The organism is Mesorhizobium sp. A623 (genome assembly GCF_054489405.1).
Genome location: NZ_JBTMXB010000001.1, coordinates 21,154 through 47,644, shown reverse-complemented (window position 1 = coordinate 47,644; position 26,491 = coordinate 21,154). Strand labels below are relative to the sequence as shown.

Genomic DNA, 26,491 nt, shown 5'->3' with positions numbered 1-26,491 from the left:
GAGCGCGGATCAGCCGTGCCTGCTGTTTCCCTACTCCCTACTCCCTACTCGCTATTCGCTAGCCGCCCATGCCCTATCAATCCCCGATTTCTCCCGGCATTTCCTGGTACGAGGATAGCGCTGGCCCGCGCCCGGAATATCCGGCGCTGGACGGCGACCGGCAAACGGATGTGGTGATTATCGGCGGCGGTTTTACCGGCCTGTCCGCCGCGACCCATCTTGCCAAGGCAGGTGTCAACGTCGTGCTGGTCGAAGCACACCGCTTCGGCGATGGCGCTTCAGGGCGCAATGGCGGGCAACTCGGCACGGGGCAGCGCGCCGGGGTCGAGGAACTGGAGGCCGAATACGGTTTTTCCCGCGCCAAGGCGCTGTTCGACCTGGCCGAAGACGCCAAGGCGCATCTGCTGGAGTTTGCGGCGGCCAACCAGATCGACATCGACTACGTGCCCGGCCAGATGTCGGTGGCGCACAAGCGCCGCTATGTCGATGACTACAAGGCCCATGCCGAGATCATGGCCAACCGCTTTTCCTATCCGCATATTTCCTTCATGGATGCCGGGGAGACGGCGGAGCGCCTGGGTTCGGCGCGGTTTTTCGGCGGCACGCGCGACACCGGCACCGGCCACATCCATCCGCTGAAGCTGGTGATCGGCACCGCGCGGGCGGCAAACGAGGCTGGCGCGCATCTGTTCGAGAACACCGGCGTCACCGGCGTCGCCTCGACGGGCGGCAAGGTTCGGGTGACGACGGCGACCGGCACCGTCACCGCGCAAAAATGCCTGATCGCGGTCAATGCCTATGGCGGCGCGCTGGAGCCGGTCAGCGCTTCGCATATCATGCCGATCGGCTCGTTCATCGGCGCGACGGTGCCGCTCGATGCCTTTCCGGACGTCCTGCCCGGCGGCGAGGCCGTCGACGATTCGCGCTTCGTCGTGCGCTATTTCCGCAAATCCAGGGACGGGCGGCTGTTGTTCGGCGGCCGGGAAATCTACGGGGTCAACGACCCCAAAGACATCCACATCCACATCCGCCGCCAGATCGCCGAGATCTATCCGGCGCTGAAAGACATCGAGATCACCCATGGCTGGGGCGGCTATGTCGGCATCACCTTGCCCCGCAAACCGTTCGTGCGCGAGGTCATGCCCAACGTCATTTCAGCCGGCGGCTATTCCGGCCATGGCGTCATGCTGTCGAATTTCGTCGGCAAGCTCTATGCCGAAACCGTCACCGGCAACCGCGACCGGCTGAAGCTGATCGAGGCCCTCAAAATACCGGCGTTTCCCGGTGGCCGGCGCTTGCGCGCGCCGCTGTTGTTTCTCGCCCTTAACTGGTATGCGTTGCGGGACAGATTTTAAGCCCATGTTTCGAGGTCACGTTTCAAATTCCTTAATACTGGCGCAGTGATGCCACATTCGTCGTTCTAGGTATCGGTAACAGATAAGAACCAGCACCAGCGGCTGGCGGGACTGTCTTCCATCTTCGGCATGCTATGCCTGTATCGAGCAGATGGACTTTCGGCCCCCTTTTGGAGAAGGCAGAAGTGAAGGGGTTCTCGTTTTTCGGCAGGCCGAGACGTCGCCGCCTCGCAATGACGTTCGGCTATGAGTGCCGCCCTTCTTTGTGGCGCACGCTCCGTTCCAATTCCCATCTTGTCATCGCCGCGTTCGGCACGGCCTCGTTCCTGGCCGTCGCCGCAATTGCCCTTTGGCTTGCCCTGCCTTCCGTCGACCGACCGGCCTTTGCCGAAGCCAGCCAGGAACCGTTGGCGCAGGCTTCCGCCAGCCCGTCAGCTTCCGCCAAATCTGTAGCCGCCAAATCCGTGATCGTCGCGAAGCCGCCGCCGGTAGAGGCGAACGCCGTTGCGGCTGAAACGGGCGCGGTGCCGAGCGACCTGCGCTGGAAAGATCCGAATGGCGCCAAATCGCCGACGCAGACAGCGGCAAAAGCCGCGCAGGCCGTCAATGCCGAGGCCGGCTCAGCCGAGCCGGCAGTTGCGACCAGCCCGCAGCTTGCCGCATTCGCCGCCGCAAACCGCGCAGAGGTGAATGGCGACGCCGATACGAGTGGCGCTGCCGATGTGGCCCAGACCGCTGCGGTTCCCACGCCCAGGCCGGCAAAACCGGAAAAACAAGTCGCGAAAGCGGAAACAGACGAGCCGCAACCTGCTTCGACGGGCGGCGGCGAGGCGGCGCCGGGCCATATCCTTCGCGGCGTGACCATGCGGTCCGGCCCGAAGAAGGGCGCGGCTGCCATCGGCACCATTCCAGCCAAGACGGCTGTGCAGATCGTGGACTGCAAGCGGTGGTGCGAAATCCTCTATAACGGCAAGCGCGGCTGGGTTTACAAGACGTTCGTCGCCCGCGACTAGAGCGCCGCGCCCAACCGGACGCACAAAGGGTACTCTGCCCCCTTGTTTGAGCATCGGATTACCGAAAACCGGTAACCACTTTTCGGTCTGACGCTCTGGTCAGATACAGCGCCCGCCATCGACTTCCAGCGCGACCCCGGTAATGAAGGCGGCTTCGTCGGATGCGAGCCACAGTGCTGCATTGGCGATGTCGAGCGGCGTCGACAGCCGGCCAAGCGGGATGGAAGCGCGGAATTTCTCGCGGATTTCGGGCGTATCCTTGCCCATGAACTTCTCCAGCATGCCGGTGCCGCCGGCGACCGGGCACAGGCAATTCACGCGGATGTTCTTCGGCGCCAATTCCACCGCCATCGATTTGGTCGCGGTGATCGCCCAGCCCTTGGAGGCGTTGTACCAGGTAAGGCCGGGGCGCGGCCGCAGGCCGGCGGTCGAGGCGGTGGTGAGAATGACGCCGCCGCCCTGTGCCTCCATAATCGGCACAATGCTGCGCGCCGCGTGGTAGATCGCCTTCATGTTGACGGCGGTAATGAGGTCGAACGTTGCTTCGTCCACGCCCAGCATGTCGCCGTTGCGATGCGTATAACCTGCATTGTTGACCATGATGTCGACGCGGCCGAAGGCATCCATGGCCGCGCCCACCATCTGTTCGAATTCGGATGCCTGCGATACGTCGGTCTGCGTCCATATCGCGGACACGCCGATCTCCGCCGCGACCCGTTCCGCGCCCTTGCCGTTCAGGTCGGCGACAACGATCTTCGCGCCTTCCTCGGCGAAGCGCCGGGCCATACCCTCGCCGAAGCCGGAAGCGGCCCCGGTAATGACGGCTACCTTGTCTTTCAGGCGCATTGTTTTCTCACCCATGGTTGAACACGATCGTCTTGGTCGCCGACATGTCGTACAGCGCCTCGAACCCCTTCTCCCGGCCATGGCCGGATCGCTTGAAGCCGCCGAAGGGGAGTTCTATGCCGCCGCCCGCGCCATAGCCGTTGACGAAGACCTGGCCTGAACGCACCCGCTTGGCGACACGATGCTGGCGGCCGCCATCGCCGGTCCAGATGCCGGCGACGAGCCCGTAGTCGGTGCCGTTGGCCAGCCGAATCGCTTCCTCCTCGCCGTCGAAGCCAAACAGCGCCAGCACCGGGCCGAAGACTTCCTCGCGCGCGATGGTGGCGTCCGGATCGACCTCGCCGAACAGCGCCGGTGCGAAATAGTAACCGCCGGATGGCGCGTCGCGGTGAATGGAACCGTGTGCCAGAACCGGAACCCCTGCCTTTTCGGCATCGGCCACCATGCTCTCGACGCGAAGCTTCTGTTTCGGGTTGATAAGCGCGCCAAGGTCGAGATCGGCGTCGTGCGAACCGGCAACCAGCGCCGAGAATCGTGTGGCCAACGCTGCCGCGACCGCCTCATAGATCGGCCGCTCGATCAGCACACGGCTGCCGGCCGAGCAGGTCTGGCCGCCGTTTTGGATGATCGCGTTGACCAGCACCGGCAGCGCCTTGTCCAGATCGGCATCGGCAAACACGATTTGCGGCGACTTGCCGCCGAGTTCCATGGTGACGCCGCGATTGTTTCCGGCCGCCGCCTGCTGGATGGCCGTTCCGGTGGCGGGTGAGCCGGTGAAGGTGACGTAATCGACACCCGGATGCGCCGACAGCGCTGCCCCCGCCTCGCGCCCATAGCCGGTGATGACGTTGAAGACGCCGTCAGGAAAACCCGCTTCGAGCGCCAGTTCGCCCATGCGGATCGCCGTCAGCGAGGCGTCTTCCGCCGGCTTGACGACCAACGTGTTGCCCATGGCGAGCGCTGCCCCCGCCACCCGCGCCAAGATTTGCAGCGGGTAGTTCCACGGAATGATGCCGGCAACGACGCCATGCGGTTCGCGCAGCGTCAGCGCCGTATAGCCGTCGAGAAAGGGAATGGTGTCGCCATGGATCTTGTCGCCCGCGCCGCCATAAAATTCGTAATAGCGCATGGTGGCGGTGACGTCGGCCTTGCCCTGCCTTGCCGGCTTGCCGGTATCGCGCGATTCCAGTGCCGCCAGTTCGTCGCCGTTCTTTTCGACCAGGTGAGAGAGGCGGGTCAGCAGCCGGCCGCGCTCGACGGCCGGCATTTTGGCCCATGGCCCCTCTTCGAAGGCGCGCCGCGCCGCCTGCACCGCGCTATCCACATCAGCCTCACCGGAAGCCGGGATCGAGGCGAAAACCTTACCGTCGGATGGACAGAAGACATCGATGCGTTCGCCGGAAGCCGCATCGACGGACTTGCCGTCGATCAGTTGACGGAAGGCGCGGCCCTGTGCGACGGCCCCTGAAAGGTGTGTGCCCATGGCGTTTCTCCTTTGGGTTCGCTCCAAAGCCGCCCTATGTTGCGGTTGCGGAGCAATCGGCGGGGATTATCGCCTATCGGCTGCCTCGCGTGCTGGACCAGTGGCATGGTCGATGCTGTGACACCATGGCACTGGTCAATCTAAATCGATTAGATTATAGCAGCCCGGCATACCCAGCCGGCGTTAGAACGGACAGAGCATGACAAGCCAGATCATTCCCGTCGACCCTTTCGACTTCATCATATTCGGTGGCACCGGCGATCTTTCGGAGCGCAAGCTCTTGCCGTCGCTGTATTACCGCCAGCGCGATCATCAATTTTCGGAACCGACACGCATCATCGGCACGTCGCGCAGCAAGATGAGCGACGTGGAATTCCGGGCCTTCGCCAAGAAGGCGATTTCCGAGCACGTCGCCAAGGAAGACATCGACGCCAAGGAACTGGAGACATTTCTCGCCAGGTTTTCCTATGTGGCGGCGGACGCCGTCAGCGGCGCCGGCTTCGACCAGTTGAAGAAGAAGGCCGGCGACAGCGATCGCATCCGCGTCTTCTATCTCGCCGTGGCGCCGGCGCTTTTCGGTGAAATCTCGCACAAGCTCAAAGAGCACAAGATGATTACGCCCACTTCGCGGATCGTCGTGGAAAAGCCGATCGGCCGTGACCTGGCTTCGGCCAAGGCGCTCAACGACCAGATCGGCAGCGACTTCCATGAAAACCAGATTTTTCGCATCGACCACTATCTCGGCAAGGAGACGGTGCAGAATTTGATGGCGCTTCGCTTCGCCAACGCGCTCTACGAGCCGCTGTGGAATTCGGCGCATATCGATCATGTGCAGATCACGGTGGCCGAAACCGTCGGGCTGGAAGACCGCGTCACCTATTACGACAAAGCCGGCGCGCTGCGCGACATGGTGCAGAACCACATCATGCAGCTGGTCTGTCTCGTGGCCATGGAGGCGCCCGCCTCGATGGACGCGGATGCCCTGCGCGACGAGAAGCTGAAGGTGCTGCGGGCGCTGAAGCGCATCAACGGCACCGAAGCGCCGAAGCAGACGGTGCGCGGGCAATACCGCGCCGGCGCGTCTTCGGGCGGCCCGGTGAAGGGCTATGTCGAGGAACTGGGAAGCGAAAGCAACACCGAGACCTTCGTTGCCATCAAGGCAGAGATCGCCAACTGGCGCTGGGCCGGCGTGCCGTTCTACCTGCGCACCGGCAAGCGGCTGGCCAACCGTGTCTCCGAGATTGTCATCGAGTTCAAGCCGATCCCGCATTCGATCTTCGCAGGCGAGGCGGCAGGGCCGATCTTCCCCAACCAGCTTGTCATTCGGCTGCAGCCGGACGAAGGCGTCAAGCAGTTCATCATGATCAAGGATCCGGGTCCGGGCGGCATGCGGCTTCGCCAGATTCCGCTCGACATGAGCTTCGCGCAATCCTTCAAGGGGCGCTCGCCCGACGCTTACGAGCGGCTCATCATGGATGTGATCCGCGGCAACCAGACGCTGTTCATGCGCCGCGACGAGGTCGAAGCGGCGTGGAAATGGATCGACCCGATCCAGAACGCCTGGGCAAGCGCCTTGCAGGAAACGCAGGGTTACACCGCCGGCACCTGGGGCCCATCGGCTTCGATCGCCCTGATCGAGCGCGATGGCCGCACCTGGCACGAAAGCAATTGAGCGCCATGGGCGGCAATTTCCACTGGCACGGTTTTGAGACGCGCGACGAACTGGCGGCGGCGTTTTCCGGCACCGTCGCTGCCCGCCTCACCGAGGCTGTCGCAAAACGTGGGACGGCACTGCTTGCCGTTTCCGGCGGCACCACGCCGGCGAAGTTTTTTGCCGCCCTGTCGAAACAGCCCATCGCCTGGGACAAGGTGACGGTGACGCTGATCGACGAGCGTTTCGTGCCGACCTCCTCGCCGCGCTCGAATGCCGGACTGGTAGCCGCCAACCTGCTGCAGAACGCGGCTGCCGCCGCCAAATTCATGCCGCTCTATCACGAGGCAGCCAGCACCGAGGCTGCGGCATCCATTGCCGACAAGGCCTTGCAGGCGCTTGGCTGGCCACTCGACGTTGCCGTGCTCGGCATGGGCAATGACGGCCACACCGCTTCGTTCTTCCCCGATGCCGTCGATCTCGCCACGCTGCTCGACCCCGCCTTGAAAACGAACGTTCTGCCAGTTCATGCCGTAAGCGCCGGAGAGCCACGCCTCACGCTATCGATGGCGCGCATCATCGACGCCGGTTTCGTCGCGTTGCACATCGAGGGCGCCGAGAAGAAACAAACCTTCGACGGCGCGATGACGCCGGGTGCGAAAAAACCGATCCGCGCCGTTATCGAGGCCTCGCCAAGACCGGTCGAGGTTTTCTGGGCTGCTTGATATGCAACGCCGGACACTTTGCCGCAATCCGCAAGGAGTTTGCCATGACCGCCAGACGCGACATCGAAGCCATCACCGGACGCATCCGCGAGCGCTCCAAGGGTAGCCGTGAAATCTACCTCTCCCGCCTCACCGCCGCTTCCGGCAGCACGGCCAATCGCGGCGTTCTTTCCTGCGGCAACCTCGCTCACGGCTTTGCCGTGTGCAGCCCCTCGGAAAAGATCGCGCTCGGCGGCGACCGGGTGCCGAACCTCGGCATCATCACGGCCTATAACGACATGCTCTCGGCGCATCAGCCGTTCGAGACCTATCCGGCACTGATCAAGGAAGCGGCGCGCGCGGCTGGCGGCATCGCGCAGGTGGCGGGCGGCGTGCCGGCCATGTGCGACGGCGTCACCCAGGGCCAGCCAGGCATGGAACTGTCGCTGTTTTCGCGCGATGTGATCGCCATGGCCGCTGCAATCGGCCTGTCGCACAACATGTTCGACGCCGCGGCCTTTCTCGGCGTCTGCGACAAGATCGTGCCTGGCCTTTTGATGGCGGCCCTTACCTTCGGGCACCTGCCGGCAGTGTTCATCCCGGCCGGGCCGATGACGACCGGCCTGCCCAATGACGAAAAAGCACGGGTGCGCCAACTCTACGCCGAGGGCAAGGTCGGCCGTGCCGAACTGCTGGAAGCGGAATCGAAATCCTATCACGGGCCGGGCACCTGCACCTTTTACGGCACCGCGAACTCCAACCAGATGCTGATGGAGATCATGGGCCTGCATACGCCGGGCGCTTCCTTCGTCAATCCCGGCACCCCCTTGCGCGACGCGCTGACCCGCGAAGCGACGAAACGCGCGCTGGCGATCACAGCCCTTGGCAATGCCTACACGCCGGTCGGCCGCATGATCGACGAGCGTTCGCTGGTCAATGGGGTCGTTGGCCTGCACGCCACCGGCGGCTCGACCAACCACACCATCCACCTGATCGCGATTGCGGCGTCGGCCGGCATCAAGCTGACCTGGCAGGATATTTCCGACCTGTCGGACGCCGTGCCGCTGCTGGCCCGGGTCTATCCGAACGGGCTTGCCGACGTGAACCATTTCCAGGCGGCCGGCGGCATGGGCTTCCTCATCCGCGAACTGCTGGACGAAGGCATTCTGCACGAGGACGTCCAGACCGTATGGGGCGAAGGCCTTCGCCCCTATGCTGTCGAGGCGACGCTGGGCGTCGACGGTTCCGTGGTGCGGTCGCCCGCGCCTCGGCAAAGCGGCGACGAGAAGGTGCTGGCTCCCTTCGCCAGGGCATTCCAGCCGAGCGGCGGGCTGAAGGTGCTGTCCGGCAATCTCGGCCACGCCATCATAAAAACCTCCGCCGTGAAACCCGAGCGGCGCATCATCGAAGCGCCGGCGAAAGTGTTCGACAGCCAGCATGGATTGAACGACGCCTTCAAGGCCGGCGAGTTGACCGGCGACTTCATCGCCGTCATCCGCCTCCAGGGGCCGAAGGCCAACGGCATGCCGGAACTGCACAAGCTGACGACGGTGCTCGGCATCCTGCAGGACCGCGGCCAGCATGTGGCGCTGGTGACGGACGGGCGCATGTCGGGCGCCAGCGGAAAAGTGCCGGCGGCGATCCATGTGACGCCGGAAGCGCTTGAAGGCGGGGCGATCGGCAAAGTCCGCGCCGGCGACATCTTGCGCCTCGATGCGGATGCGGGGACGCTTGAGCTTCTGGTGCCGGCGGGCGACCTCGCGTTGCGCCCAGTCACAACCGCCGATCTTTCGGCCAACGAATTCGGCATGGGCCGCGAGCTTTTTGCCGGCTTCAGGCATCTGGTCAACCGCGCCGACCAGGGCGCGAGCGCGTTCGGTAACGGCTGACGCAATCAGTAGGTCGTGCGCCGCTCTTCCGAGGGCGGGCGGGCGAATTGCAGCCGGTAGCTCTGGGCGAAATAGGAATGCGAGGTGAACCCCGTCGCAATCGCCACGTCGAGGATCGGCATGTTGGTCTGGCGCAGCAATTCGCGCGCGCGCTCCAGCCGCAGGCGCATGTAGTAGCGGCCGGGCGTCACCGACAGATGGCGCAGGAACAGGCGCTCCACCTGCCGCACCGAAAGGCCGGCCGATTTGGCCATCTGCACCGCCGAGAGCGGCTCGTCGAGATGATCGGCCATGAGTTCGACGATGCGGCGCAGCTTTTCGGATTTTCCCGTCAGGTCACGTTCCGGGCCGACGCGCTGGCGGTCGGCGGCGGAACGGATGCGCTCGTGCTGGAACTGGTTGGCGACGCCATTGGCGATGTTGGAACCGAGATCGGCCCGCACGATCTCCAGCATCAGGTCGATCGACGTGGTGCCTCCGGCGCAGGTATAGCGCTTGCGGTCGATTTCGAAGACGTGGCCGGTACAGGCGATGTCGGGAAACCGCTCGATGAAGCCGGCGCGGTTTTCCCAATGGATGGTGCACCGGTGGCCGTCCAGTTGGCCTGCTTCCGCCAGCAAATAGGAGCCGATGGACAGCGCGCCCAGCGCGCCGCCGCGCCTGCCCCAACTGCGCAGCGCGCCCAGCACCTTGCTCTTTCCGGGAAACTCCGTGCTGAGGCCGACCGCGACGAACAGGATGTCCGCATGCGGCATGTCCGCCACCGAATAGTCGATCTTGATCGGCAGGCCGTTCGAGGCCGTAACCGCCTCGCCATCGGCCGAAACCGTGGTCCAGCTATAGAAATCCCGGCCAAGCAGCCGGTTGGCCGACCGGCACACATCGATCGCCGCGGCCAGCGAAAACATCGGAAACCTGTCGACCAGCAGGAATGCGAACTGGCGTCCGTCCGTCGCAGAATCGCTCGATACCGGCCGTTCGATGGAAACAGGAACTGTCGGCAAGGCGCATACTTTCCAAGGCGATCAGAAGGACGGACGTTTCAGCCCGGTGGCAAGATAGGCGGAAACCAGCGTATTGGCCATCAGCATTGCAATGGTCATCGGGCCGACACCGCCCGGAACCGGCGTGATCGCGCCGGCGACCTTGTCCGCCTCCGCGAAGGCGACATCGCCGACAAGGCGGGTCTTGCCCTCGCCCTTCTGGGGTGCCGCAATCCTGTTGATGCCGACGTCGATGACGGTAGCGCCGGGCTTTACCCAGTCGCCCTTGACCATCTCCGGCCGGCCGACGGCGGCAACCAGGATATCGGCGGTGCGGGCCAGCGCCGGCAGGTCCCGCGTGCGGCTATGGGCGATGGTGACGGTGCAATTGGCGGCAAGCAGAAGGCTCGCCATGGGCTTGCCGACGATGTTGGAGCGGCCGAGGACGACGGCGTTCAGGCCGGACAGGTCCTTGCCGCGCACCCGCTCGATGAGCAACATGGAGCCTGCCGGCGTGCAGGGCACGAAGGCCGTTTCCAGTTCGCCCGTGCCGACCTTGCCGACATTGATGAAATGGAACCCGTCGACGTCCTTTTCCGGCGCGATCGCCTGGATGACCTTGCCCGCGTCGATATGCGCCGGCAGCGGCAACTGCACCAGAATGCCGTGAATGGCGGCATCGGCGTTGAGATCGCCGATGATCGACAGCAGTTCCACTTCCGCCGTATCCGCCGGCAAGGTGTGCTGCACCGACAAGAAACCGCAGGCCTTGGCGGTGCGGGACTTGGACGCGACATAGACCTGGCTGGCAGGGTCTTCGCCAACGATCACCACGGCAAGGCCGGGTTGTGTCCCATGCTTGCCAACGAGTTCGGCCGTCATGGCCGTTACCTTGCTCACCACGTCGGCGGCGACGCTTTTTCCATCGATCAGTTCGGCCATGCTCAACCTTGTTGCTTCGGGGCACCCTGCGGAATGTCGGGGGTACCCTTCCGCGGCATCGAGTGCAAATGGACAATTTGCAGCGCCCTGTGCCTGTTCGGCAAAAAGCATCCTGTATGGCCAGCATTTCATGGAAAGGGGCCGGCGCAATCCCGCCAATGCGCCGCGCCATGCCGTAAACTCGAAACCGGCGCGATTATTCCGACGCAGGACCTATCGGTTCAGCCTACTCTGCCGCTGGTTTTCAGAAATAGCGACGGCGGGAGCGGCTGTCGGCCAGGTCGCGCACGGCATCGCGGAACTCACGCAAGGAGGCGCGGATTTCCTCGATCGGCGTCGGCTCCTCGGCAAAGGGCTGCATGGTCTGCATTTCGGGCGCGCGCGGCTGGCTGAACGCCTGCGGCTGCGCATAGGGCGCGGCCTGATGCTGCGGCATCGGCGGCGCGTAAGGATAGGCCGGTGGCGGCGCATAAGACGGCACCTGCCAAGCCTGTGGCTGCGGCGGATAAGCCATCTGCTGCGGCGCCTGAACGTAAAGATAAGGCTGCGGTTGCGCATAGACCTGCTGCGGCGGCGCATAGGGCTGGGGCTGCATCTGCGGGGCAGGATAAGGTGCCGCCTGTTGCGGCATCATGTGCGGCGCGACCGGATAGGGGTGCGGAGCTTGCGGATAGGCTTGCTGCGCATAGGCGCCCTGCTGGAACTGGGGCTGCGAAAAACCCATCGCCGGCTGTTGCGGCGCATAAGGCGCGTTCGGATCGGGATAGACGGGATACATGGTGCTCTCCGCGGGCTGCATGGTGTCGTCGGGTGCAAATACGGGCGCGTCGTCGAATTCGCCCGGCTCCTCTTCCTCGAAATATCGGTCGGTCTCTTCGTAGACCTCTTCAGGGCTTTCGTCCGGGCCGGGCGCTTTGCGCTGCAAAGCCCGCGTGATGGCCGAGCGCAAGGTTTCGATCGGGTTTTGTCGCACCGGCGACGGCAGCGGGGCAGCTTCGGCCACCACTGGCTCGTGGAACGGCAGCGGCTCACGCGGCGGCGGAGCGAATGCGGCGCGGTCGGGCGTGCGGCGCGGGGCCGGCTGGCCCTGTCGTGAACGATCGTCGGCGGTTTCGCGAAGGCTGTCATAGGCCCCACGCATGGCGCCAAGGCCGATACCGGAGGCAAAGCCGAGCAGCAGGCCGGCAAGGGCCGTCAAGGCGCGGGAAGGGCCTGTCGGCTCCAGCGGCGGAAAAGCCTTGGAAATGACGCTGATATTGGCGGTGTTGATGTCTTTCTGCTCGCCGGTCTGCTTGGCGCGCAGCAGGAACGCCTCGTACACGGCGCGCTTGGCGTTGGCGTCGCGCTCCAGTTCGCGCGCGGTGACGAGATCGGCGTTGACATCGCCGCTGCGCACCTTCAACTGCGCCAGCCGGGACGACAATTCCTGCTCCATCTGCACGGCCCGCTTCAGTTCGGTCTGTAGCGACGAGGCGATGCGCCGCAACTCTCCCGCGATACGGTCGCGCGCGCCCGTCAACTGGGCGTCCAGCGCCAGCCGCTCGGGATGCCGGGGGCCGAGCCGCACATCGGCGCGGTCGGCTTCCTGCCGGAGCTTGGCATATTGCGCGCGCAAATCGTTCATGGCGTCCGAAGCGACCGCCTCGGGCAGCGTACCGCCGAGCACGGCATCGACATCGACCGACCGGGCAGAGGCGGCCTTGGCGTTCAGCTCCAGCGTTTTCGCGCGCGCGACGGTGAGCTGGTCGTTGAGCTTTACCAGTTCGTCGTCGGAAATGAGGCGTCCCTGCGCGTCGATCAGATCGTGCTCGGCCTTGAAGGTTTCGACCTTGCGTTCAGCGGCTTCGACAGCCGCGCGCAATTCATCGAGCCGCCCGGTCAATTCGCCCGTGGCGCGGCCGGCCGTATCCGACTGCATCTTGCCGTAGGTCTGCAAGAAGACATCGGCCATCGTATTGGCGATGAGCGCCGATTTCTCGCCCTGCTTCGTGGTTACGCCGATGCTGATGACGAAGGTCTTGCTGCCGCGCTCGACCGACAGATCCTTGGCCAGATTGTCCACGACGATGGCGCGGCGGCGCGCTTCGTCGTTGCCGGCCGGCGCATCGTCGCGCGACAGCACCGAACGGATCATCGCCATCACGCCCGGAAAGCCCTCGCTCTGGCCATTGAATTCCGGGTCGTCGTCAAGATTGAGCTTGTCGGCAACCTGGTTGAGCACGGTGCCGGAGGTGAGCACGCGCACCTGGTTTTCCACGATGGCCAGCGTGGTATCCGAGGCGATGCCCGATTGCGTCAGGTCGTGGTCGGTGATCTGCAGGTCGCGCGGATCGGCGATCAGTTCGGTCGTCGCCTCATACTTCTTCGGCGTCGTCACAGCGATGGCTACGCCGAGCAGGGCGCCGGCCAGCGTCGCCGCCACGATCAGCTTTTTCGAGCGCGCGATGCCGCCGAAAACCTTGATTGGATCGATGAGCGGCTTCCAGCGCTGGTCGTCCCCCTCACGGTCGGGGGGCCGCCTGTCGGCCTGCGCGAAAGCCGGGACGGTTTCGGCAGGCTCAAACGGCGGCAGCGCTTCGTCCATGATGGGTGGGGGAGGTGCTACGTGCTCGGATTGCGCTTCGCGTTCCGCTCTCGCCAGCCGATGACGGGCGGCGGCATCCTCCCGCCCGGACGGCCGCACGTCGTCGGCGACAGAAAGAAGCGAGATGGATGGGCGGACAGCCGGTCGTTCAGGCGCTTGCTGGCCGAGCGAAAGCAGCGAGCGCAAGCGGCTTTTGTCTTCGCGGTTTTCCCTCTCGAACATGGTTTTGAGGCTTTACCTTCAGCGGCGCGCGAACGGCACGCCCATGCGTTAAACCACGCTAAACAGACATGGAAAACAAAACGTTAATTTTGGAGCGCGTTTGAGGGCTTCGTCAGACGATTCTGTGCGGAAAACGGCACGTTAAACTTTGTCGCCTATGCTGCTTTCGAACCATGACGCAGGCCCGCGACATCACCGAAAAGCGCAGTATCGCCCGGCTCGCAAACGTTGTAGCCGCGCGGCGGGGGCTTGTGCGCGACTATCTTTCGGCCATCAGCGGGGCTGGCGGGCGGCTGGTCTTCTCGCTCGTCTATTTCGTCGCGCTGGCCAACACGCTTTCCATTGCGGAATTCGGCCTGTTCGCTACGGCTTCCGCTGCCGGCGTGATGCTGTCGCGCCTGCTCGCCTTTGGTTTTATATCGGCGCTGTACCGCACCGCCACCAAGCGCCCCAGGCTGATCGGAACCTTCACGGCAGGCTTCGCCCTGTTGGCCGTCCTGTCGATTCCGCTGCTGATTGCCGCCGCTTACGGCATCTATCGGCTCTTCTTCGCGGCCAGCATGGCGCTGCCGGTATTCGCGGCTGTCGTCTTTGCCGAAGCGCTGTTGTGGCGGCCGGTCGAGGTGGCGATGATCGTCAACAACGGTCTTGGCAAATTCGGCAAGGCAGCGCTGCTGTCGATCCTGACGGCCATGCTCAAGGCAGCGGCGGCGGTGCTTTTCATGTTTGCGGCACAGCATACGCTGGCGACATGGTCGTGGTTTTACATCGGCACGAACGCGGCCTCGCTTGTGCTTGCCTTTGGCCTGTTTTATCCACGCCAGCGGCTCAGGCTGCGGCCCGCGCTCTACTGGCGTCGGCTTGCCGATTCGGTTTATGTCGCCTGCGCCGAAGTGCTGTTCTACCTGCAAATGGAATTCGACAAGCTGCTCGTCCTGGCGATCGGCGGGCCGCAGCTTGCCGGGCTCTATGCCATCATCATGCGGCTGGTCGACCTGACGGCCATTCCGATCCGCACCTTCTCGATGATGCTGGTGCAGAAGCTGATGCGCGCGCCGATGCTGCTGACGCGGCTTGCCGTCCGCTGCGGCATCGAAGGCGGCGTATTCCTCGTCTCGACGCTCGGGCTGCTGGCGCTGGGCGTGGTGCTGCATTTCTTCCCGGCAGCGCTTGGCCGCAACGTTGCCGAGGCCGCGCCGCTCGTCCTGCTGGCGCTCTTCGTCCCGGGCTTGCGCAACCTCGTCGAATACCAGGCGGAACTGCTTTTCGCGCGCGGCCAGACGCTGGTGCGGGCGCTCAATCTCGGCCTGCTGGCCGGCGCAAAGGCGGTCCTCCTGACCTATGTGCTGACAAGGTTCGAGGCGATGTCCGACCTGGTGCTGTCGCTCAACCTGGTGTTCCTGCTGCTTTATCTGGCGTCGGCCCTGCTTACCTATTCGGCCATGCGCCAGCCGCCGAAGCCGGTCTAGGCGGCGTGTGCGATCAGCCGCCGGATGCGGTCTGGATCGACGCCCAGGAAGGATTGCACGCCTATGGCCACCTGCTCCGGCTGCATCGAAGCGACGAGCGCGCAAAACTCGGTGTCGGATAAAGCCTGCCCGAACCAGTGCACCCGGCAGAATTCCTCCGCGCCGTGGAAATGATCCGCTCCCTGCAGCACCTCGTCGACATAGCGGCCATAGACCATGCATTCGGAAAATTTCCGGCTCGCCCCCAGCACCTCGATCCAGCTGCGGCCGTGCTGCGCCTCGATCCGCTTGCACATCGCCGTCATCGTTTCGCGCCGCCAGGCGATCAGCGTCGAGATATAATCGTGCGGCGAGACCGCCGGGCTAGCGATGCCAAGCGCGCGGCCGGCATTGCGCGACCACAGGCGATGGTCGTAGCGGGTCTCGCTTGCCATCGTGTCGTCGCGGCGAAACAGGCGGACCTTGCCGTCGCGATGGAACGCACCGCAATCGAACGGCTTCAGGAACACAACGTCGGAATCGCAAAACACCAATACGTCCTGCGGCACATGCGCGGAGATGGCGATGCGGCGCAACTGTTGCACATGCCAGCCGCGCAGCGGTTTGGTCCTGAAGCTTAGCCATATGCGGCGGCGAAACAGGCTTGCCGGGTCGTCGAAGGGGCGCAGCCAGCCCGGCAGCAGGTCGCGCTCGTCAATGACTGTGCGGCGCGCGCCGGCCAGTTGGCGAAACAGCCCCATGTCCCGGCGTTCAACCAGAATATAGTGGTGCGCGAAGCCCGTCACATGGCGGTCGAGTGTTTCGCAAAGCAGCCGGCAGCGCTCGAAATCCGCAGCATAGCTGGGCGTCACGATAGCCGTGGATGCCGCCGGCGTGTACGGGACAGGGTCGGCGGCATCGCCCGCCGCGAACCGGCTGCTCACCGCTTGCCCCCCAGGGAATTTCCCCCCACTGAGGCAGGAAGCCCCAAGAATTTCTGCCGCAGCACGCGCCACAGGAAGACCGGGTTGCCGATGAGGTAGCGCCGCCACAGGCGGCGGGGTTCGACAATCAGCCGGAAAAGCCATTCAAGCCGGACGCGGCGCAGCCACAGCGGTGCGCGCGGCACGCTGCCGCTCAGGAAATCGAAAAGCGCGCCGACCGCGATGGGCAGCGTGCAATGGCGCGCGTCGATGTGGCGGGCGATCCATAATTCCTGCCGCGGCACACCCATGGCCACGAGCAGGATATCCGGGCGAAGGCTCGCGATGCGGCCAAGGATAGCCGGCTCCTCTTCGGCCGGGAAATAGCCGTCACCGATGACCACGATGCGGTGGCGCGGCGCCATTGCGGCGAGCCTTGCCGCCGCCGCGTCGGCGATGTCGGGAGAGGCGCCGAGCAGCGCCACGGTCAGCGGCGAGGCCGCCGCTTGCAGCAAGGCCGGGATGAAATCGGTGCCGTTCAGGTTGGCTGGAAACGACGAGCCGTAGAGAAGCTTCGAGGCAATATCGATGCCGACGCCATCCGGCAGGACCAGGAAATCGTCGAGCGCATGCGCGAAGGCCGGATCGGTCACGGCGATGTTCGCATTGTGCGCGTTCAGGAACGTGACTTTGGTAAACTTCCGGTCGCGAAGCAAGCCCGTCAACCGGTCGATGGCCTCGCCCCAGCCGGCGCCGGCTACCTGAATGCCGAGAACCCTTCTGCATATGCGGGAACCGAAAATGGTATGGGCGGCATCCATGTTCATGCGAAGGCCGGCCGCCGGACGGGGCCGATAGCCCGCAGGCCGCGCTCGATCGCGGCGTCGAGGGCATTCAGTTGATGGCGATGGAAGGATGCGCCGTCGCAATCGGAAACCGCGCCTGCCGCTGCGGCCTCAAGCGCGCTTGCGAAGGCGGCCGGATCGTCGGTGACGACGCAATTTTGCGGGCGGTAGCCGATGCCGCGCAGCGAGCGGGCGGTGGCGACGCTGGGAAGGCCAAGCTCGAAGGTTTCGATGGTCTTCAACTGCACGCCGCTGCCGGATGTACTGATGAGCGGGACGACCGCGCCCGAACGGACAAAAGCCTGCGCGTCCGGCACGCGCCCGACAAAGCCGACGCCGGGGTGCGGGGACTTGATGCCGGACGGGACGCTGCCGGCGATGCGGACGCGGAAGTCCGGCCGCAGGTGCGGCACGACGCGGCTGAGGAACCAGTCGAGGCCGATGCGGTTGGGCTGCCATGTCCATGTGCCGATCAGCGCCGCGTCGCATTCGATCCGGCGCGGGGCCTTCACCGGGACGGTCGCGCGCGTCGTCAGCGGCAGCACGGCGGAGCGGTCGTCGGAGGCAACGCCGAGTGCGACGCGGTCTTCCTCGGCCAGCGTGAAGACGAAGCGGGCCTCTCTGCAAAGCCGCTCTTCCATCCGCTTCAGCAGCCTTGCCTCGCGGCGAAAAAGCAGGCGCTCCGGCAGGCTGTTTGCGGCTGCGGCATTGTCCAAAGCCGCCTGGTGCTCGACATTGTGGGCGACGAAAATCGATGGCAGGCCGACAAGGGCTTCCTCGAAGGCGCCGGCGAACTGCACCGAATTCAGCACATAGCCGTCGAACGGGCCGGCTTTCGCAATGGCCGCGCGGACCGCTTGCGCCGAAACGATGCGCAGCTTGGCCGATGCGAAAGTACGCCCCGATGCGAGCGCTTTTGCTACCCATTCCAGCTTTTGCATGGGCGAAGCGCTGTCGGTGCGTACGTCCAGCGCACCCAACACAATGGTGTTTTGCGGATCGAGGGCGGGCTTGCCCGGCCAGGTGAAGCCCATGACGGTAACGCGCGCGCCGGCCCGGCGGAGCGCGTCGATGATTGCCGCATTGGCAATCTCGTAGCCTGAGGCGAGAGCGCCGTCCGGCACGATCGATGTGGCAAAAAGCAGATGCATCGGGCCTATCCTGAAGGCAGCCAATAGCAAAGCTGGGTGAATCTCCCCTTAAAAGCGAGGTTTTGCCCTCTGGATCGCGCAAATTTTCATCATTCGCAGGTGAAGATGATTAACGAAACATTATCGCGGCGGTGCTACCACCACGCCAGATCATTCGGCTTGACGGACATGAATGCTTTTCCTTCCGACGCCTCGGTGTCGATTTTCGGCCGATCGCCCGGACTTGCTGCTGAAGCGGTCGAGGCGGTCGTTACGCTGCCGACCTTCAAGCGGCCAAAGCAGGTCGTGGCCACGCTGGAATCGTTGCGCGGCCAGCAAACAGCCCGTCGCTTCGCTGTAATCCTGATCGAAAACGAAGCCGAGGCGCAGGAGGGCGCAAGGGCGGCGCTGCCCCTGTTCGAGAGCGGAGCCATTGCCGGCATGGTCATCGTCGCGCACCAGCGCGGCAATTGCAGCGCCTACAATGCCGGCTGGCAGAGCGCGCTCACGCATTTCCCGAATTTCAGGCACCTGCTGGTCATAGACGACGACGAAATCGCCGATCCGCGCTGGCTCGAGCGGCTATGCCGGGCGGCCGAAACGCTGCCGGCCGACATTGTCGGCGGGCCGCAGGTGCCCCTATTTGCCGAGCCTGCCCATGAAGTGTGGGCTACGCACCCGGTATTCGCGCCGCCCTACCGCGAAACCGGGCTTGTGCCGGCGCTGTATTCGTCCGGCAACCTGCTGGTTTCGCGTCCCGTGCTGCTGGCCATGGGGCCGCCCTTCCTCGACCTGAAATTCAACTTCATGGGCGGCGGCGATTCGGATTTTCTCAGCCGCGCGGCGCAAAAGGGGTTTGTCCTTGGCTGGTGCGCCGAGGCCAGTACGCAAGAGATCGTGCCCGCCCGCCGCGTCGAGGCCGACTGGCTGCGCGCACGAAGCCTGCGCAATGGCGTCATCTCGACGCTGGTTGAAAAGAAGAAGCGCGCGGGCACGCCGCTTGGCCGGACCAGAGTGTTGCTGAAGAGCCTGGCCCTGCTTGCCGCCTCGCCGTTTCGCGGGCTTTTCCGGCTGGTGCGAATGAGGTCCGCCCGGACGGCGCTTTATCCGGTCCATGTTGCGCTTGGTCGCGTTCTGGCCGAATTCGGATATGCCAATGAGCAATATCGACAGCCTGAAAAGAACTGAACCCGCGCCGCTGAGCGCCGCCTTCACGCGCGATGGCGTCTCGACCGCCATCGCGGCGGTGTTACTCACCGTCGTGCTTGTTTCATTCCGACCCTTCTACCCCGACGGCACCGGCGTCGACGGCTCTGATATCGTGAACCAGATCGGGTTCGGCGCCCTTGGCGCGCTCTCGATCTTTTCGCTGGCAACGCTGGCGGAGCCGCGCGTGGTGCGTTCGCTGCTCAGCCCATCCTGGCTGATGGTGCTGGCCTTTTTCGTGCTTTCCATCCTCATGGCCACCGACCCGTTCGCGGCCCTGCGCGCAGCATCCTTCACGCTGATCGGCATGCTGGCCATGGCAACCGTGCTGGCGTTACCGCGTGACGCGGAAGCGTTCTCGACGGTGCTCGTCTTCGCCGCGGTGGGGGTCATAGGCCTGTCCTATTTCGGGCTTTTCGCCTTTCCCAACGCGGCATTGCATACGGCAAATTCCAGCGAACCGGACCAGGCCGGCCTGTGGCGCGGCGTCTTCACGCATAAGAACATCGCCGCACCGGTCATGGCCTGCTTCACCTTCGCCGGGCTTTATCTCTACCGGCGCGGGAGGCGCTTGAGCGGCATCGTCATCTTCTGCGCGGCGGCCTTCTTTATTGCCCATACCGGCTCCAAGACCACCTTCGTGCTGGTGCCGTTCTCGATCCTGATCGTCATGGCGCCCGGCATCGCCGGCATGCGGCTCGGCACGCCGATATTGTTCGCCATGGCCATCATCGCAACGGCCGTCGCCACGCTCGGCATCGTCTTCCTGCCGCCGGTGGCGCATCTCGCGGCGCTGTATTTTCCCGATGTCACCTATACCGGGCGCACCACGATCTGGCGGTTCGCCGGCGACATGCTGGCGCAGAGGCCCTGGACGGGATACGGCTATGACAGTTTCTGGGGCACGCCGCTGCTGCTGGGCCAGGAACAGCCTTTCGACCGCGCCTGGGACGTGCGCAACATCGTCCATGGCCATAACGGCTATCTCGACATAGCGGTGTTGATGGGCATCCCCGCTTTGTGCGTGGCCGCTTACACGTTCATCTTTGCGCCCATGCGCGATTACATGCGCATCCCGCTTCGCAAGGAAAACGTCTGGCTCGGCGATTTTTTCATGATGGTGGTGCTGTTCACCGCCCTCAACGCCTTCCTGGAAACGTTCTTCTTTCATCGCGCCGACCCGGTCTGGATGTTGTTCATCCTGGCGGCGTTCGGCCTGCGGCAGGTTTCGCGGCGGCCAATTCCGGTTCGGGCCTTCCACGCGGCGGGATGAACCGGTAAGGAACGGTTTTCGGGAGGCTTCCAATGACGATCAGGCTCGTTCTCGCCGGCTGCGGCAATATGGGTTACGCCATGCTCGCGGGCTGGATAAACTCGGGCAAGCTGAAGCCGGGCGAGACAATCGTGGCGGAGCCGAACGCCGACCTGCGCAAGCGGGCCGAAGCGCTGGGCTGCCACACCGGCGCCGATGCGGTCGACATTCCAGCCGACGCGGTGCCGCAACTGGCGGTGATCGCGGTCAAGCCGCAGGTCATTCGCGAAGTAACACAAGCCTATGCGCGCTTCGGAGATGGCCGCACCACCTTCGTCAGCATCGCGGCGGGAACGCCGGTCGCCACTTTCGAGGAGGTGCTTGGCAGCCAGGCGCCGATCATGCGCTGCATGCCCAACACGCCGGCCGCCATCGGCAAGGGCATGATGGTGCTCTATTCCAATGCGCTCGTATCCGACGAGATGAAGCGGGTGGTTGCCGACCTGCTTTCGGCCAGCGGCCAGGTCGCGACCATTACCGACGAGGGCCTGATGGATGCGGTGACGGCGGTGTCCGGCTCCGGCCCGGCCTATGTCTTTCACTTCATTGAAGCGCTGACGGCGGCGGCGAAAAAAGCCGGCCTTCCTGACGAGACGGCAAAACTTCTGGCCATACAGACCGTCTATGGCGCGGCTTCGCTAGCTGCCGAGAGCCATGAAGAGCCAGGCACGCTGCGCCAGCAGGTCACCAGCCCGAACGGCACCACCGCGGCAGCCCTTGGCGTTCTGATGGGCCAAGACCGGCTGACGAACCTCGTGACCGAAGCGGTCGAGGCCGCACGGCTCAGGTCGATCGAACTCGGAAAATAGCGGTTTCAGGCTTTCCCGTACAGCATTTCGTCCTGGCGCTGGCGCAGGGCGAACAGGCGCGTCGTCGGGTCGGCGGCGGCGTTGTCGGTGGTGAGAAGTTCGCCCTTCTTCACCGGCTTCAGCACCTTGCCGCCTTCGAGCAGGCCGACCGGGATGGCCTTGTGGCCGCGTGCGTCGCCGACGGTCATCGTCCACGAGCGATAGCAGGTCTCGCCGATGGCATCGAAGGTCTCGCCGGCGGCCAGGTCGCGCTTGGCGACGGCGCAGACTTCGGCGACCGGGCGCGGCAGCGGCACCATGTCGGGCCTGCCGTAGAGCATGATGCGCGCCGCCGTCAGCGGCACCTCCAGCGAGGTCAGGTGATAGGGCCGGAAGAAGCTGTAATAGGGGCCGTGGCCGATATGCAGATCGTCCATGCGCTCGATGATGCGCGGATGCGTCGCCTCAACGATGACGAACACGCCCGGCGCGACGCCCTTGCCGACCGTATAGTCCACCACCCCCTTCTTGAGCAGGATGCCGCCGTCCTCGCGCGGTATCAGGACTTTGGCGAGGTCATCGCGGTCGGCCTTGGGGCCATGCATGCCGGGCACGTCGGGCACCAGGCCGGTGGCGTTGGCGATGGCGCACATCTCGACCATGGTTTTCGAGCCGTCGACGAATTCGACCAGCATGCGCGGGTTCATGTTGCGGCGGATCGCTTCCTCGCGGTAGTCGTCGGGCACCGCGTCGTGGTTCAGCGGGTTGTTCTTGCCCTTGCCGGCGGAGACGATGGTGTAGCCGAGCGCGGTGGCGAACTCGATCAGTTCCATGCAAGACGACGGCTCGTCGCCCGCGCCGACCGAATAGACGACGCCCAGCCGGTCGGCTTCCTGTTTCAACAGGCAGCCGATGGTGACGTCCGCCTCGACGTTCATCATGACCACATGCTTGCCGTGCTCCATCGCCGACAGGCAGAAGTCGGCGGCAACGCCCGGCTTGCCGGTGGCGTCGATGACCACGTCGATCAGCGGATTGGTGACCAGCATCTCGTTGGAGGTGATGGCGATCCGGCCCGCCTCGATCGCCTCGGTAACCCTGGATGCCGTATCGGCCTCGCGCGCCATGGCGTCGTCGCCATAGGCGATGCGGATTGCCTCATGTGCCGTATGTGGGCGCCGCGTCGAAACCGCGCAGACCGAGATGCCCGGCATCAGCATGCCCTGCGTCACCAGATCGGTGCCCATCTCGCCGGAGCCGATGACGCCAATGCGTATGGGGCGGTTTTCTTCGGCACGCCGGGCGAGATCGCGGGCAAGCCCGGTGAGGGCGACATTGGTCATGACGACATCCGCGACATTCTGCTAGAGCGCCGTGCGTCCTTTCGGATGCACAAAGGACGCTCTACCACTTTGATTGAGCATCGGGATAATCCGAAAACCGGTGCCCGCTCTTCGGTCCGATGCTCTGGCGGCCTGGTGTCCGCGAGCCGAACGCCCGCCGCTTCGGAAAAGGAATGGTGCTGCCAGGGAGGATTGAACTCCCGACCTCTCCCTTACCAAGGGAGTGCTCTACCACTGAGCTACGGCAGCATCTCGAACGCGGCGCTTCTGCCACATCACTTCCGTAAGCGCAAGTTATGTGTGTAATCTTCCGTCGCACATTTACCGGACATGCGCACGCCATATTCGCGGCTATGGCTGGGAACCGGTATCCGGGGACAGAATCATGAGCGGAAAAGAAGGCGAATCCAGCGATGCAGCAGTGCGGCGCAAGGCGCGGCTGGCCGAGGCCCTGCGCGCCAATCTGCAGAAACGCAAGGCGCAATCGCGCTCGCGCCGCACAGGACAGGCCGATTCGAGGCCGGAAGGGCTGCCAGCCTCGGTGCCCGGAAAGGCCGCGCGTGAAAACAAAGACTGAAGGCCGGCGACCCTTTGGGGCAAGCCCGATCTATGAGAGCGTTTCGCAATCCTATTTCTTGAACCAAGCCCGCCAATAGTCTAGACGGACCAACCTCAACCGATTGAAACCGGCTTCCTGGCCGGAAGGATACTTCTTCATGGATCGCATCAGAATCGTCGGCGGCAACCAGCTTGCCGGCACCATTCCGATTTCGGGCGCGAAAAACGCCGCCCTGCCGCTGATGATCGCCTCGCTCTTGACCGACGACACGCTGACGCTGGAAAACGTGCCGCATCTGGCCGATGTCGAGCAGCTTACCCGCATCCTAGGCAATCACGGCGTCGACTATTCGGTCAATGGCCGCCGCGAGAAGCAGCAGGAAGGCTATTCGCGCACCATCAATTTTTCGGCCCGCAACATCGTCGACACGACCGCCCCTTACGAACTGGTGTCGAAGATGCGCGCTTCGTTCTGGGTGGTGGGGCCGCTTCTGGCGCGCATGGGCGAGGCGAAGGTTTCGCTCCCCGGTGGCTGCGCCATCGGCACAAGGCCGGTCGATCTGTTCATCGACGGCCTGCAGGCGCTGGGCGCCGAGATCGACGTGGAAAACGGCTATGTGCTGGCCAAGGCCAAAAACAGGCTGAAGGGCAACCGCTACGTCTTCCCGAAGGTTTCCGTCGGCGCGACGCATGTGCTGATGATGGCGGCGTCGCTGGCGCGCGGCGAAACCGTGCTCGAAAACGCCGCCTGCGAGCCGGAAGTGGTCAATCTGGCCGAATGCCTGAACGCCATGGGCGCGAAGATTTCCGGCGCGGGCACGCCTACCATCCACATCGACGGCGTCGAATCGCTGTCAGGGGCGCGCGTGCGCGTCATTCCGGACCGCATCGAAACCGGCACCTATGCCATGGCGGTGGCCATGACCGGCGGCGACGTATTGCTCGAAGGCGCGCGGCCCGATCTGTTGCAGAACGCGCTCGATGTGATCGCCCAGACCGGCGCCGAGATCACGCCGACCAATGCCGGCATCCGCGTGCGCCGCAATGGCGCGGGCATCTCGCCGGTCGACGTCACCACCGAGCCGTTTCCCGGCTTTCCGACCGATCTGCAGGCGCAGTTCATGGGCCTGATGACCATGGCTAAGGGCAAATCGCGCATCACCGAGACGATTTTCGAGAACCGCTTCATGCATGTGCAGGAACTGGCCCGGCTTGGCGCGCGCATCACGCTTTCGGGCCAGACGGCGATGGTGGAAGGCGTGTCGACGCTGAAAGGCGCGCCCGTGATGGCGACCGACCTGCGCGCCTCGGTGTCGCTGGTCATCGCCGGTCTGGCGGCGGAAGGCGAAACGACGGTCAACCGCGTCTACCACTTGGATCGCGGCTTCGAGCGGCTGGAAGAGAAGCTTTCCGGCTGCGGCGCGGTCATCGAGCGGATTTCAAGCTGATGCGCCACGGTTGCGCTGCGGGATAAGACCGCCTAACAAAAGGCCGACGGCTAAACCTTCGCAGGTGCGAAATACGCATGGACGCTCTCAAGCTCATCGCGCTCGACGATCAGGATCTCGGCATCATCTCGGCCTGCGTTCAGGACGCGGTGATGAAGGTGGGCGAACTCGAGTATATGCCGGCCGCCAAGCGGTTCGTCTTGCCCATGAACCGCTTCGCCTGGGAAAAGAAAACCAGTTTCTTGCGCCAGCATAACGAGCGGCGGCAAAGTGTCCTGCATTTCGACCGGGTTCTCGGCGCCAAGCTGAGCGGGATTTCGCGCGACAAGCCGGCGGAGATATTGTCGCTGCTGGCGATCAGTTTTGTCCCGCTAAGCGGCCCGGCGGGCATCGTCGAACTGATCTTTGCCGGCGACAGCGCGATCATGCTCGAGGTCGAGTGCATCGAGGCGCGGCTGGCCGACCTTGGCAGCGCCTGGGAAGCGGCATCGCGACCAGCGCATGGAAACTGAGTAAGCCGATGGCCATTACCCTTCGCCAGACGGATGCCGATTTCGAACAGCGCTTTTCCGCCTTTCTCACCACCAAGCGCGAGGTGTCGGCGGATGTCGACGCTGCCGTGCGCGCCATCATCGCGCGGGTGCGGGTCGAGGGCGACGCAGCACTGATCGATTATACGCACAAGTTCGACCGTGCCGATCTCGCAAGCCTTGGCATTGCCGTCTCGCAAGACGCTATCGCGCAGGCCTATAACGACGCCGATCCGGCAACGGTCGAGGCGCTGAAATTCGCGCGCGACCGCATCCATGCCCATCACAAGCGCCAGATGCCGCAGGACGACCGTTATGTCGATCCGATCGGCGTCGAACTCGGTTCACGCTGGACGGCGATCGAGGCGGTCGGGCTTTACGTGCCGGGCGGCACCGCCAGCTATCCAAGCTCGGTGCTGATGAACGCAATGCCCGCACTTGTCGCAGGTGTCGAGCGCATCGTCATGGTGGTTCCGGCCCCCGGCGGCGTCATCAACCCACTGGTGCTGGTGGCGGCCGATCTGGCCGGCATCTCGGAGATTTACCGGGTCGGTGGCGCGCAGGCCATCGCCGCCCTTGCCCATGGCACCGAAACGATCCGGCCGGTGGCCAAGATCGTCGGCCCCGGTAACGCCTATGTCGCGGCGGCCAAGCGGCAGGTGTTCGGCACCGTCGGCATCGACATGATCGCGGGGCCGTCGGAAGTGCTGGTGATCGCCGACGGCGACAACGAGCCGGACTGGATCGCGGCCGACCTTCTGGCGCAGGCCGAACATGACACGGGCGCGCAGTCGATCCTCATCACGGACGACCCCGCTTTCGGCGCGGAAGTGGAGCGGGCCGTGGAACGGCAGTTGCCAAAGCTTTCCCGCTCCGAGACGGCAGCGTCAAGCTGGCGCGATTTCGGCGCAATCATCCTGGTCGAAACGCTCGAGGACGCACTGCCGCTGGCCAACCGCATCGCCGCCGAGCATGTCGAACTCGCCATCGACGAAGCGGAAAGCTTCCTCTCGCGGCTGCGCAATGCCGGCGCCGTGTTCCTTGGCCGTCATACGCCGGAAGTCATCGGCGACTATGTCGGCGGTTCCAACCACGTCTTGCCGACGGCGCGCTCGGCCCGCTTCTCATCGGGCCTGTCGGTGCTCGATTTCGTCAAGCGCACCTCCATCCTGAAGCTCGGTCCGGACCAGCTGCGCTCGCTTGGACCAGCCGCAATCGCGCTCGCCAGGGCGGAAGGCCTCGACGCCCATGGCCGCTCGGTCGCCATACGGTTGAACATGTAGGCGCC

General features: G+C 64.5%; 22 protein-coding genes and 1 tRNA gene. 13 read left to right on the top strand and 10 right to left on the bottom strand.

The window, feature by feature from the left end:
- The first annotated feature begins 68 nt into the window (after positions 1 to 68).
- On the top strand, positions 69 to 1,355 hold the full coding sequence (locus ACX3P1_RS00270) for an NAD(P)/FAD-dependent oxidoreductase (protein ID WP_459077530.1): 1,287 nt from the start codon (positions 69 to 71) through the stop codon (positions 1,353 to 1,355).
- 185 nt (positions 1,356 to 1,540) lie between these two features.
- The gene (locus tag ACX3P1_RS00265; protein WP_459077529.1) at positions 1,541 to 2,368 is read left to right on the top strand and encodes an SH3 domain-containing protein; all 828 of its coding nucleotides are present in this window, start codon (positions 1,541 to 1,543) and stop codon (positions 2,366 to 2,368) included.
- A gap of 99 nt (positions 2,369 to 2,467) precedes the next feature.
- Here ACX3P1_RS00265 and ACX3P1_RS00260 read toward each other — a convergent pair whose 3' ends face one another.
- Both ACX3P1_RS00260 and ACX3P1_RS00255 read right to left on the bottom strand, forming a co-directional pair.
- Complete coding sequence (locus tag ACX3P1_RS00260) at positions 2,468 to 3,214, bottom strand: SDR family oxidoreductase (RefSeq protein WP_459077900.1); 747 nt, start codon at positions 3,212 to 3,214, stop codon at positions 2,468 to 2,470.
- Between the two features lie 7 nt (positions 3,215 to 3,221).
- Positions 3,222 to 4,697 (bottom strand): aldehyde dehydrogenase family protein, encoded by a 1,476-nt coding sequence (locus tag ACX3P1_RS00255; RefSeq protein ID WP_459077528.1) that lies wholly within the window; start codon positions 4,695 to 4,697, stop codon positions 3,222 to 3,224.
- A 199-nt stretch (positions 4,698 to 4,896) separates the two neighbouring features.
- On the opposite strand from ACX3P1_RS00255, the gene zwf reads away from it, so the two are divergent.
- The 3 genes from zwf to edd are packed head-to-tail and all read left to right on the top strand — an operon-like array spanning position 4,897 to position 8,941.
- Positions 4,897 to 6,369 (top strand): glucose-6-phosphate dehydrogenase, encoded by a 1,473-nt coding sequence (gene zwf / locus ACX3P1_RS00250; RefSeq protein WP_459077527.1) that lies wholly within the window; start codon positions 4,897 to 4,899, stop codon positions 6,367 to 6,369.
- Positions 6,351 to 7,073, top strand: a complete 723-nt coding sequence (gene pgl, locus ACX3P1_RS00245) for a 6-phosphogluconolactonase (RefSeq protein WP_459077899.1) — start codon at positions 6,351 to 6,353, stop codon at positions 7,071 to 7,073. The genes zwf and pgl overlap by 19 nt, the downstream gene beginning before the upstream one ends.
- A gap of 44 nt (positions 7,074 to 7,117) precedes the next feature.
- Positions 7,118 to 8,941 (top strand): phosphogluconate dehydratase, encoded by a 1,824-nt coding sequence (gene edd / locus ACX3P1_RS00240; RefSeq protein ID WP_459077526.1) that lies wholly within the window; start codon positions 7,118 to 7,120, stop codon positions 8,939 to 8,941.
- Positions 8,942 to 8,946: 5 nt separating this feature from the next.
- Here the strand turns inward: edd and ACX3P1_RS00235 are convergent, their stop codons facing one another.
- The 3 genes from ACX3P1_RS00235 to ACX3P1_RS00225 form a co-directional block, all read right to left on the bottom strand.
- Positions 8,947 to 9,849 (bottom strand): GlxA family transcriptional regulator, encoded by a 903-nt coding sequence (locus ACX3P1_RS00235; RefSeq protein ID WP_459077898.1) that lies wholly within the window; start codon positions 9,847 to 9,849, stop codon positions 8,947 to 8,949.
- Positions 9,850 to 9,966: 117 nt separating this feature from the next.
- Positions 9,967 to 10,866 (bottom strand): bifunctional methylenetetrahydrofolate dehydrogenase/methenyltetrahydrofolate cyclohydrolase, encoded by a 900-nt coding sequence (locus tag ACX3P1_RS00230; RefSeq protein ID WP_459077525.1) that lies wholly within the window; start codon positions 10,864 to 10,866, stop codon positions 9,967 to 9,969.
- Between the two features lie 244 nt (positions 10,867 to 11,110).
- Positions 11,111 to 13,672, bottom strand: a complete 2,562-nt coding sequence (locus ACX3P1_RS00225; RefSeq protein ID WP_459077524.1) for a GumC family protein — start codon at positions 13,670 to 13,672, stop codon at positions 11,111 to 11,113.
- Between the two features lie 173 nt (positions 13,673 to 13,845).
- On the opposite strand from ACX3P1_RS00225, the gene ACX3P1_RS00220 reads away from it, so the two are divergent.
- Positions 13,846 to 15,141, top strand: a complete 1,296-nt coding sequence (locus tag ACX3P1_RS00220) for a lipopolysaccharide biosynthesis protein (RefSeq protein ID WP_459077523.1) — start codon at positions 13,846 to 13,848, stop codon at positions 15,139 to 15,141.
- Here the strand turns inward: ACX3P1_RS00220 and ACX3P1_RS00215 are convergent.
- Genes ACX3P1_RS00215 through ACX3P1_RS00205 form a run of 3 tightly spaced genes read right to left on the bottom strand, consistent with a single transcriptional unit; the run spans position 15,138 to position 18,039 of the window.
- Positions 15,138 to 16,064 (bottom strand): DUF6492 family protein, encoded by a 927-nt coding sequence (locus ACX3P1_RS00215; protein WP_459077522.1) that lies wholly within the window; start codon positions 16,062 to 16,064, stop codon positions 15,138 to 15,140. The genes ACX3P1_RS00220 and ACX3P1_RS00215 overlap by 4 nt on opposite strands.
- Positions 16,061 to 16,870, bottom strand: coding sequence for a WecB/TagA/CpsF family glycosyltransferase (locus tag ACX3P1_RS00210; RefSeq protein WP_459077521.1), 810 nt, complete (start codon positions 16,868 to 16,870; stop codon positions 16,061 to 16,063). Before ACX3P1_RS00210 ends, ACX3P1_RS00215 begins: the two co-directional genes overlap by 4 nt.
- A complete protein-coding gene (locus ACX3P1_RS00205; RefSeq protein ID WP_459077520.1) occupies positions 16,867 to 18,039 on the bottom strand; it encodes a glycosyltransferase in 1,173 nt (390 codons plus the stop codon). The genes ACX3P1_RS00210 and ACX3P1_RS00205 overlap by 4 nt, the downstream gene beginning before the upstream one ends.
- 168 nt (positions 18,040 to 18,207) lie before the next feature.
- Between ACX3P1_RS00205 and ACX3P1_RS00200 the strand changes: the two genes are divergently transcribed.
- Genes ACX3P1_RS00200 through proC form a run of 3 tightly spaced genes read left to right on the top strand, consistent with a single transcriptional unit; the run spans position 18,208 to position 21,345 of the window.
- Positions 18,208 to 19,206, top strand: a complete 999-nt coding sequence (locus ACX3P1_RS00200; RefSeq protein WP_459077519.1) for a glycosyltransferase family 2 protein — start codon at positions 18,208 to 18,210, stop codon at positions 19,204 to 19,206.
- Positions 19,175 to 20,497, top strand: a complete 1,323-nt coding sequence (locus ACX3P1_RS00195) for an O-antigen ligase family protein (RefSeq protein ID WP_459077518.1) — start codon at positions 19,175 to 19,177, stop codon at positions 20,495 to 20,497. The genes ACX3P1_RS00200 and ACX3P1_RS00195 overlap by 32 nt, the downstream gene beginning before the upstream one ends.
- Before the next feature lie 32 nt (positions 20,498 to 20,529).
- Complete coding sequence (gene proC / locus ACX3P1_RS00190; protein WP_459077517.1) at positions 20,530 to 21,345, top strand: pyrroline-5-carboxylate reductase; 816 nt, start codon at positions 20,530 to 20,532, stop codon at positions 21,343 to 21,345.
- 5 nt (positions 21,346 to 21,350) lie between these two features.
- Here the strand turns inward: proC and ACX3P1_RS00185 are convergent, their stop codons facing one another.
- On the bottom strand, positions 21,351 to 22,667 hold the full coding sequence (locus tag ACX3P1_RS00185) for an NAD(P)H-dependent oxidoreductase (protein WP_459077516.1): 1,317 nt from the start codon (positions 22,665 to 22,667) through the stop codon (positions 21,351 to 21,353).
- A gap of 174 nt (positions 22,668 to 22,841) precedes the next feature.
- A tRNA-Thr gene (locus ACX3P1_RS00180) sits at positions 22,842 to 22,916 on the bottom strand.
- 136 nt (positions 22,917 to 23,052) lie between these two features.
- Here ACX3P1_RS00180 and ACX3P1_RS00175 point away from each other — a divergent pair.
- The 4 genes from ACX3P1_RS00175 (at position 23,053) to hisD (ending at position 26,486) form a co-directional block, all read left to right on the top strand.
- Positions 23,053 to 23,244, top strand: a complete 192-nt coding sequence (locus tag ACX3P1_RS00175; RefSeq protein WP_459077515.1) for a hypothetical protein — start codon at positions 23,053 to 23,055, stop codon at positions 23,242 to 23,244.
- 139 nt (positions 23,245 to 23,383) lie between these two features.
- A complete protein-coding gene (gene murA / locus ACX3P1_RS00170; protein ID WP_459077514.1) occupies positions 23,384 to 24,673 on the top strand; it encodes a UDP-N-acetylglucosamine 1-carboxyvinyltransferase in 1,290 nt (429 codons plus the stop codon).
- Positions 24,674 to 24,750: 77 nt separating this feature from the next.
- Positions 24,751 to 25,185, top strand: a complete 435-nt coding sequence (locus tag ACX3P1_RS00165; RefSeq protein ID WP_459077513.1) for a DUF2948 family protein — start codon at positions 24,751 to 24,753, stop codon at positions 25,183 to 25,185.
- Between the two features lie 8 nt (positions 25,186 to 25,193).
- A complete protein-coding gene (hisD, locus tag ACX3P1_RS00160) occupies positions 25,194 to 26,486 on the top strand; it encodes a histidinol dehydrogenase (protein WP_459077512.1) in 1,293 nt (430 codons plus the stop codon).
- Positions 26,487 to 26,491: the final 5 nt, after the last annotated feature.

Bases quoted from the DNA above. Each gene is read 5' to 3' on its own strand.
- proC (WP_459077517.1), top strand. From the start codon at position 20,530: ATGACGATCAGGCTCGTTCTCGCCGGCTGCGGCAATATGGGTTACGCC.
- zwf (WP_459077527.1), top strand. From the start codon at position 4,897: ATGACAAGCCAGATCATTCCCGTCGACCCTTTCGACTTCATCATATTC.
- hisD (WP_459077512.1), top strand. From the start codon at position 25,194: ATGGCCATTACCCTTCGCCAGACGGATGCCGATTTCGAACAGCGCTTT.
- murA (WP_459077514.1), top strand. From the start codon at position 23,384: ATGGATCGCATCAGAATCGTCGGCGGCAACCAGCTTGCCGGCACCATT.
- ACX3P1_RS00235 (WP_459077898.1), bottom strand. From the start codon at position 9,849: ATGTTTTCGCTGGCCGCGGCGATCGATGTGTGCCGGTCGGCCAACCGG.
- ACX3P1_RS00220 (WP_459077523.1), top strand. From the start codon at position 13,846: ATGACGCAGGCCCGCGACATCACCGAAAAGCGCAGTATCGCCCGGCTC.
- ACX3P1_RS00210 (WP_459077521.1), bottom strand. From the start codon at position 16,870: ATGAACATGGATGCCGCCCATACCATTTTCGGTTCCCGCATATGCAGA.
- ACX3P1_RS00260 (WP_459077900.1), bottom strand. From the start codon at position 3,214: ATGCGCCTGAAAGACAAGGTAGCCGTCATTACCGGGGCCGCTTCCGGC.
- ACX3P1_RS00230 (WP_459077525.1), bottom strand. From the start codon at position 10,866: ATGGCCGAACTGATCGATGGAAAAAGCGTCGCCGCCGACGTGGTGAGC.
- ACX3P1_RS00165 (WP_459077513.1), top strand. From the start codon at position 24,751: ATGGACGCTCTCAAGCTCATCGCGCTCGACGATCAGGATCTCGGCATC.
- ACX3P1_RS00175 (WP_459077515.1), top strand. From the start codon at position 23,053: ATGAGCGGAAAAGAAGGCGAATCCAGCGATGCAGCAGTGCGGCGCAAG.
- ACX3P1_RS00195 (WP_459077518.1), top strand. From the start codon at position 19,175: ATGAGCAATATCGACAGCCTGAAAAGAACTGAACCCGCGCCGCTGAGC.
- ACX3P1_RS00225 (WP_459077524.1), bottom strand. From the start codon at position 13,672: ATGTTCGAGAGGGAAAACCGCGAAGACAAAAGCCGCTTGCGCTCGCTG.
- edd (WP_459077526.1), top strand. From the start codon at position 7,118: ATGACCGCCAGACGCGACATCGAAGCCATCACCGGACGCATCCGCGAG.
- ACX3P1_RS00205 (WP_459077520.1), bottom strand. From the start codon at position 18,039: ATGCATCTGCTTTTTGCCACATCGATCGTGCCGGACGGCGCTCTCGCC.
- ACX3P1_RS00200 (WP_459077519.1), top strand. From the start codon at position 18,208: ATGAATGCTTTTCCTTCCGACGCCTCGGTGTCGATTTTCGGCCGATCG.
- ACX3P1_RS00255 (WP_459077528.1), bottom strand. From the start codon at position 4,697: ATGGGCACACACCTTTCAGGGGCCGTCGCACAGGGCCGCGCCTTCCGT.
- ACX3P1_RS00185 (WP_459077516.1), bottom strand. From the start codon at position 22,667: ATGACCAATGTCGCCCTCACCGGGCTTGCCCGCGATCTCGCCCGGCGT.
- ACX3P1_RS00270 (WP_459077530.1), top strand. From the start codon at position 69: ATGCCCTATCAATCCCCGATTTCTCCCGGCATTTCCTGGTACGAGGAT.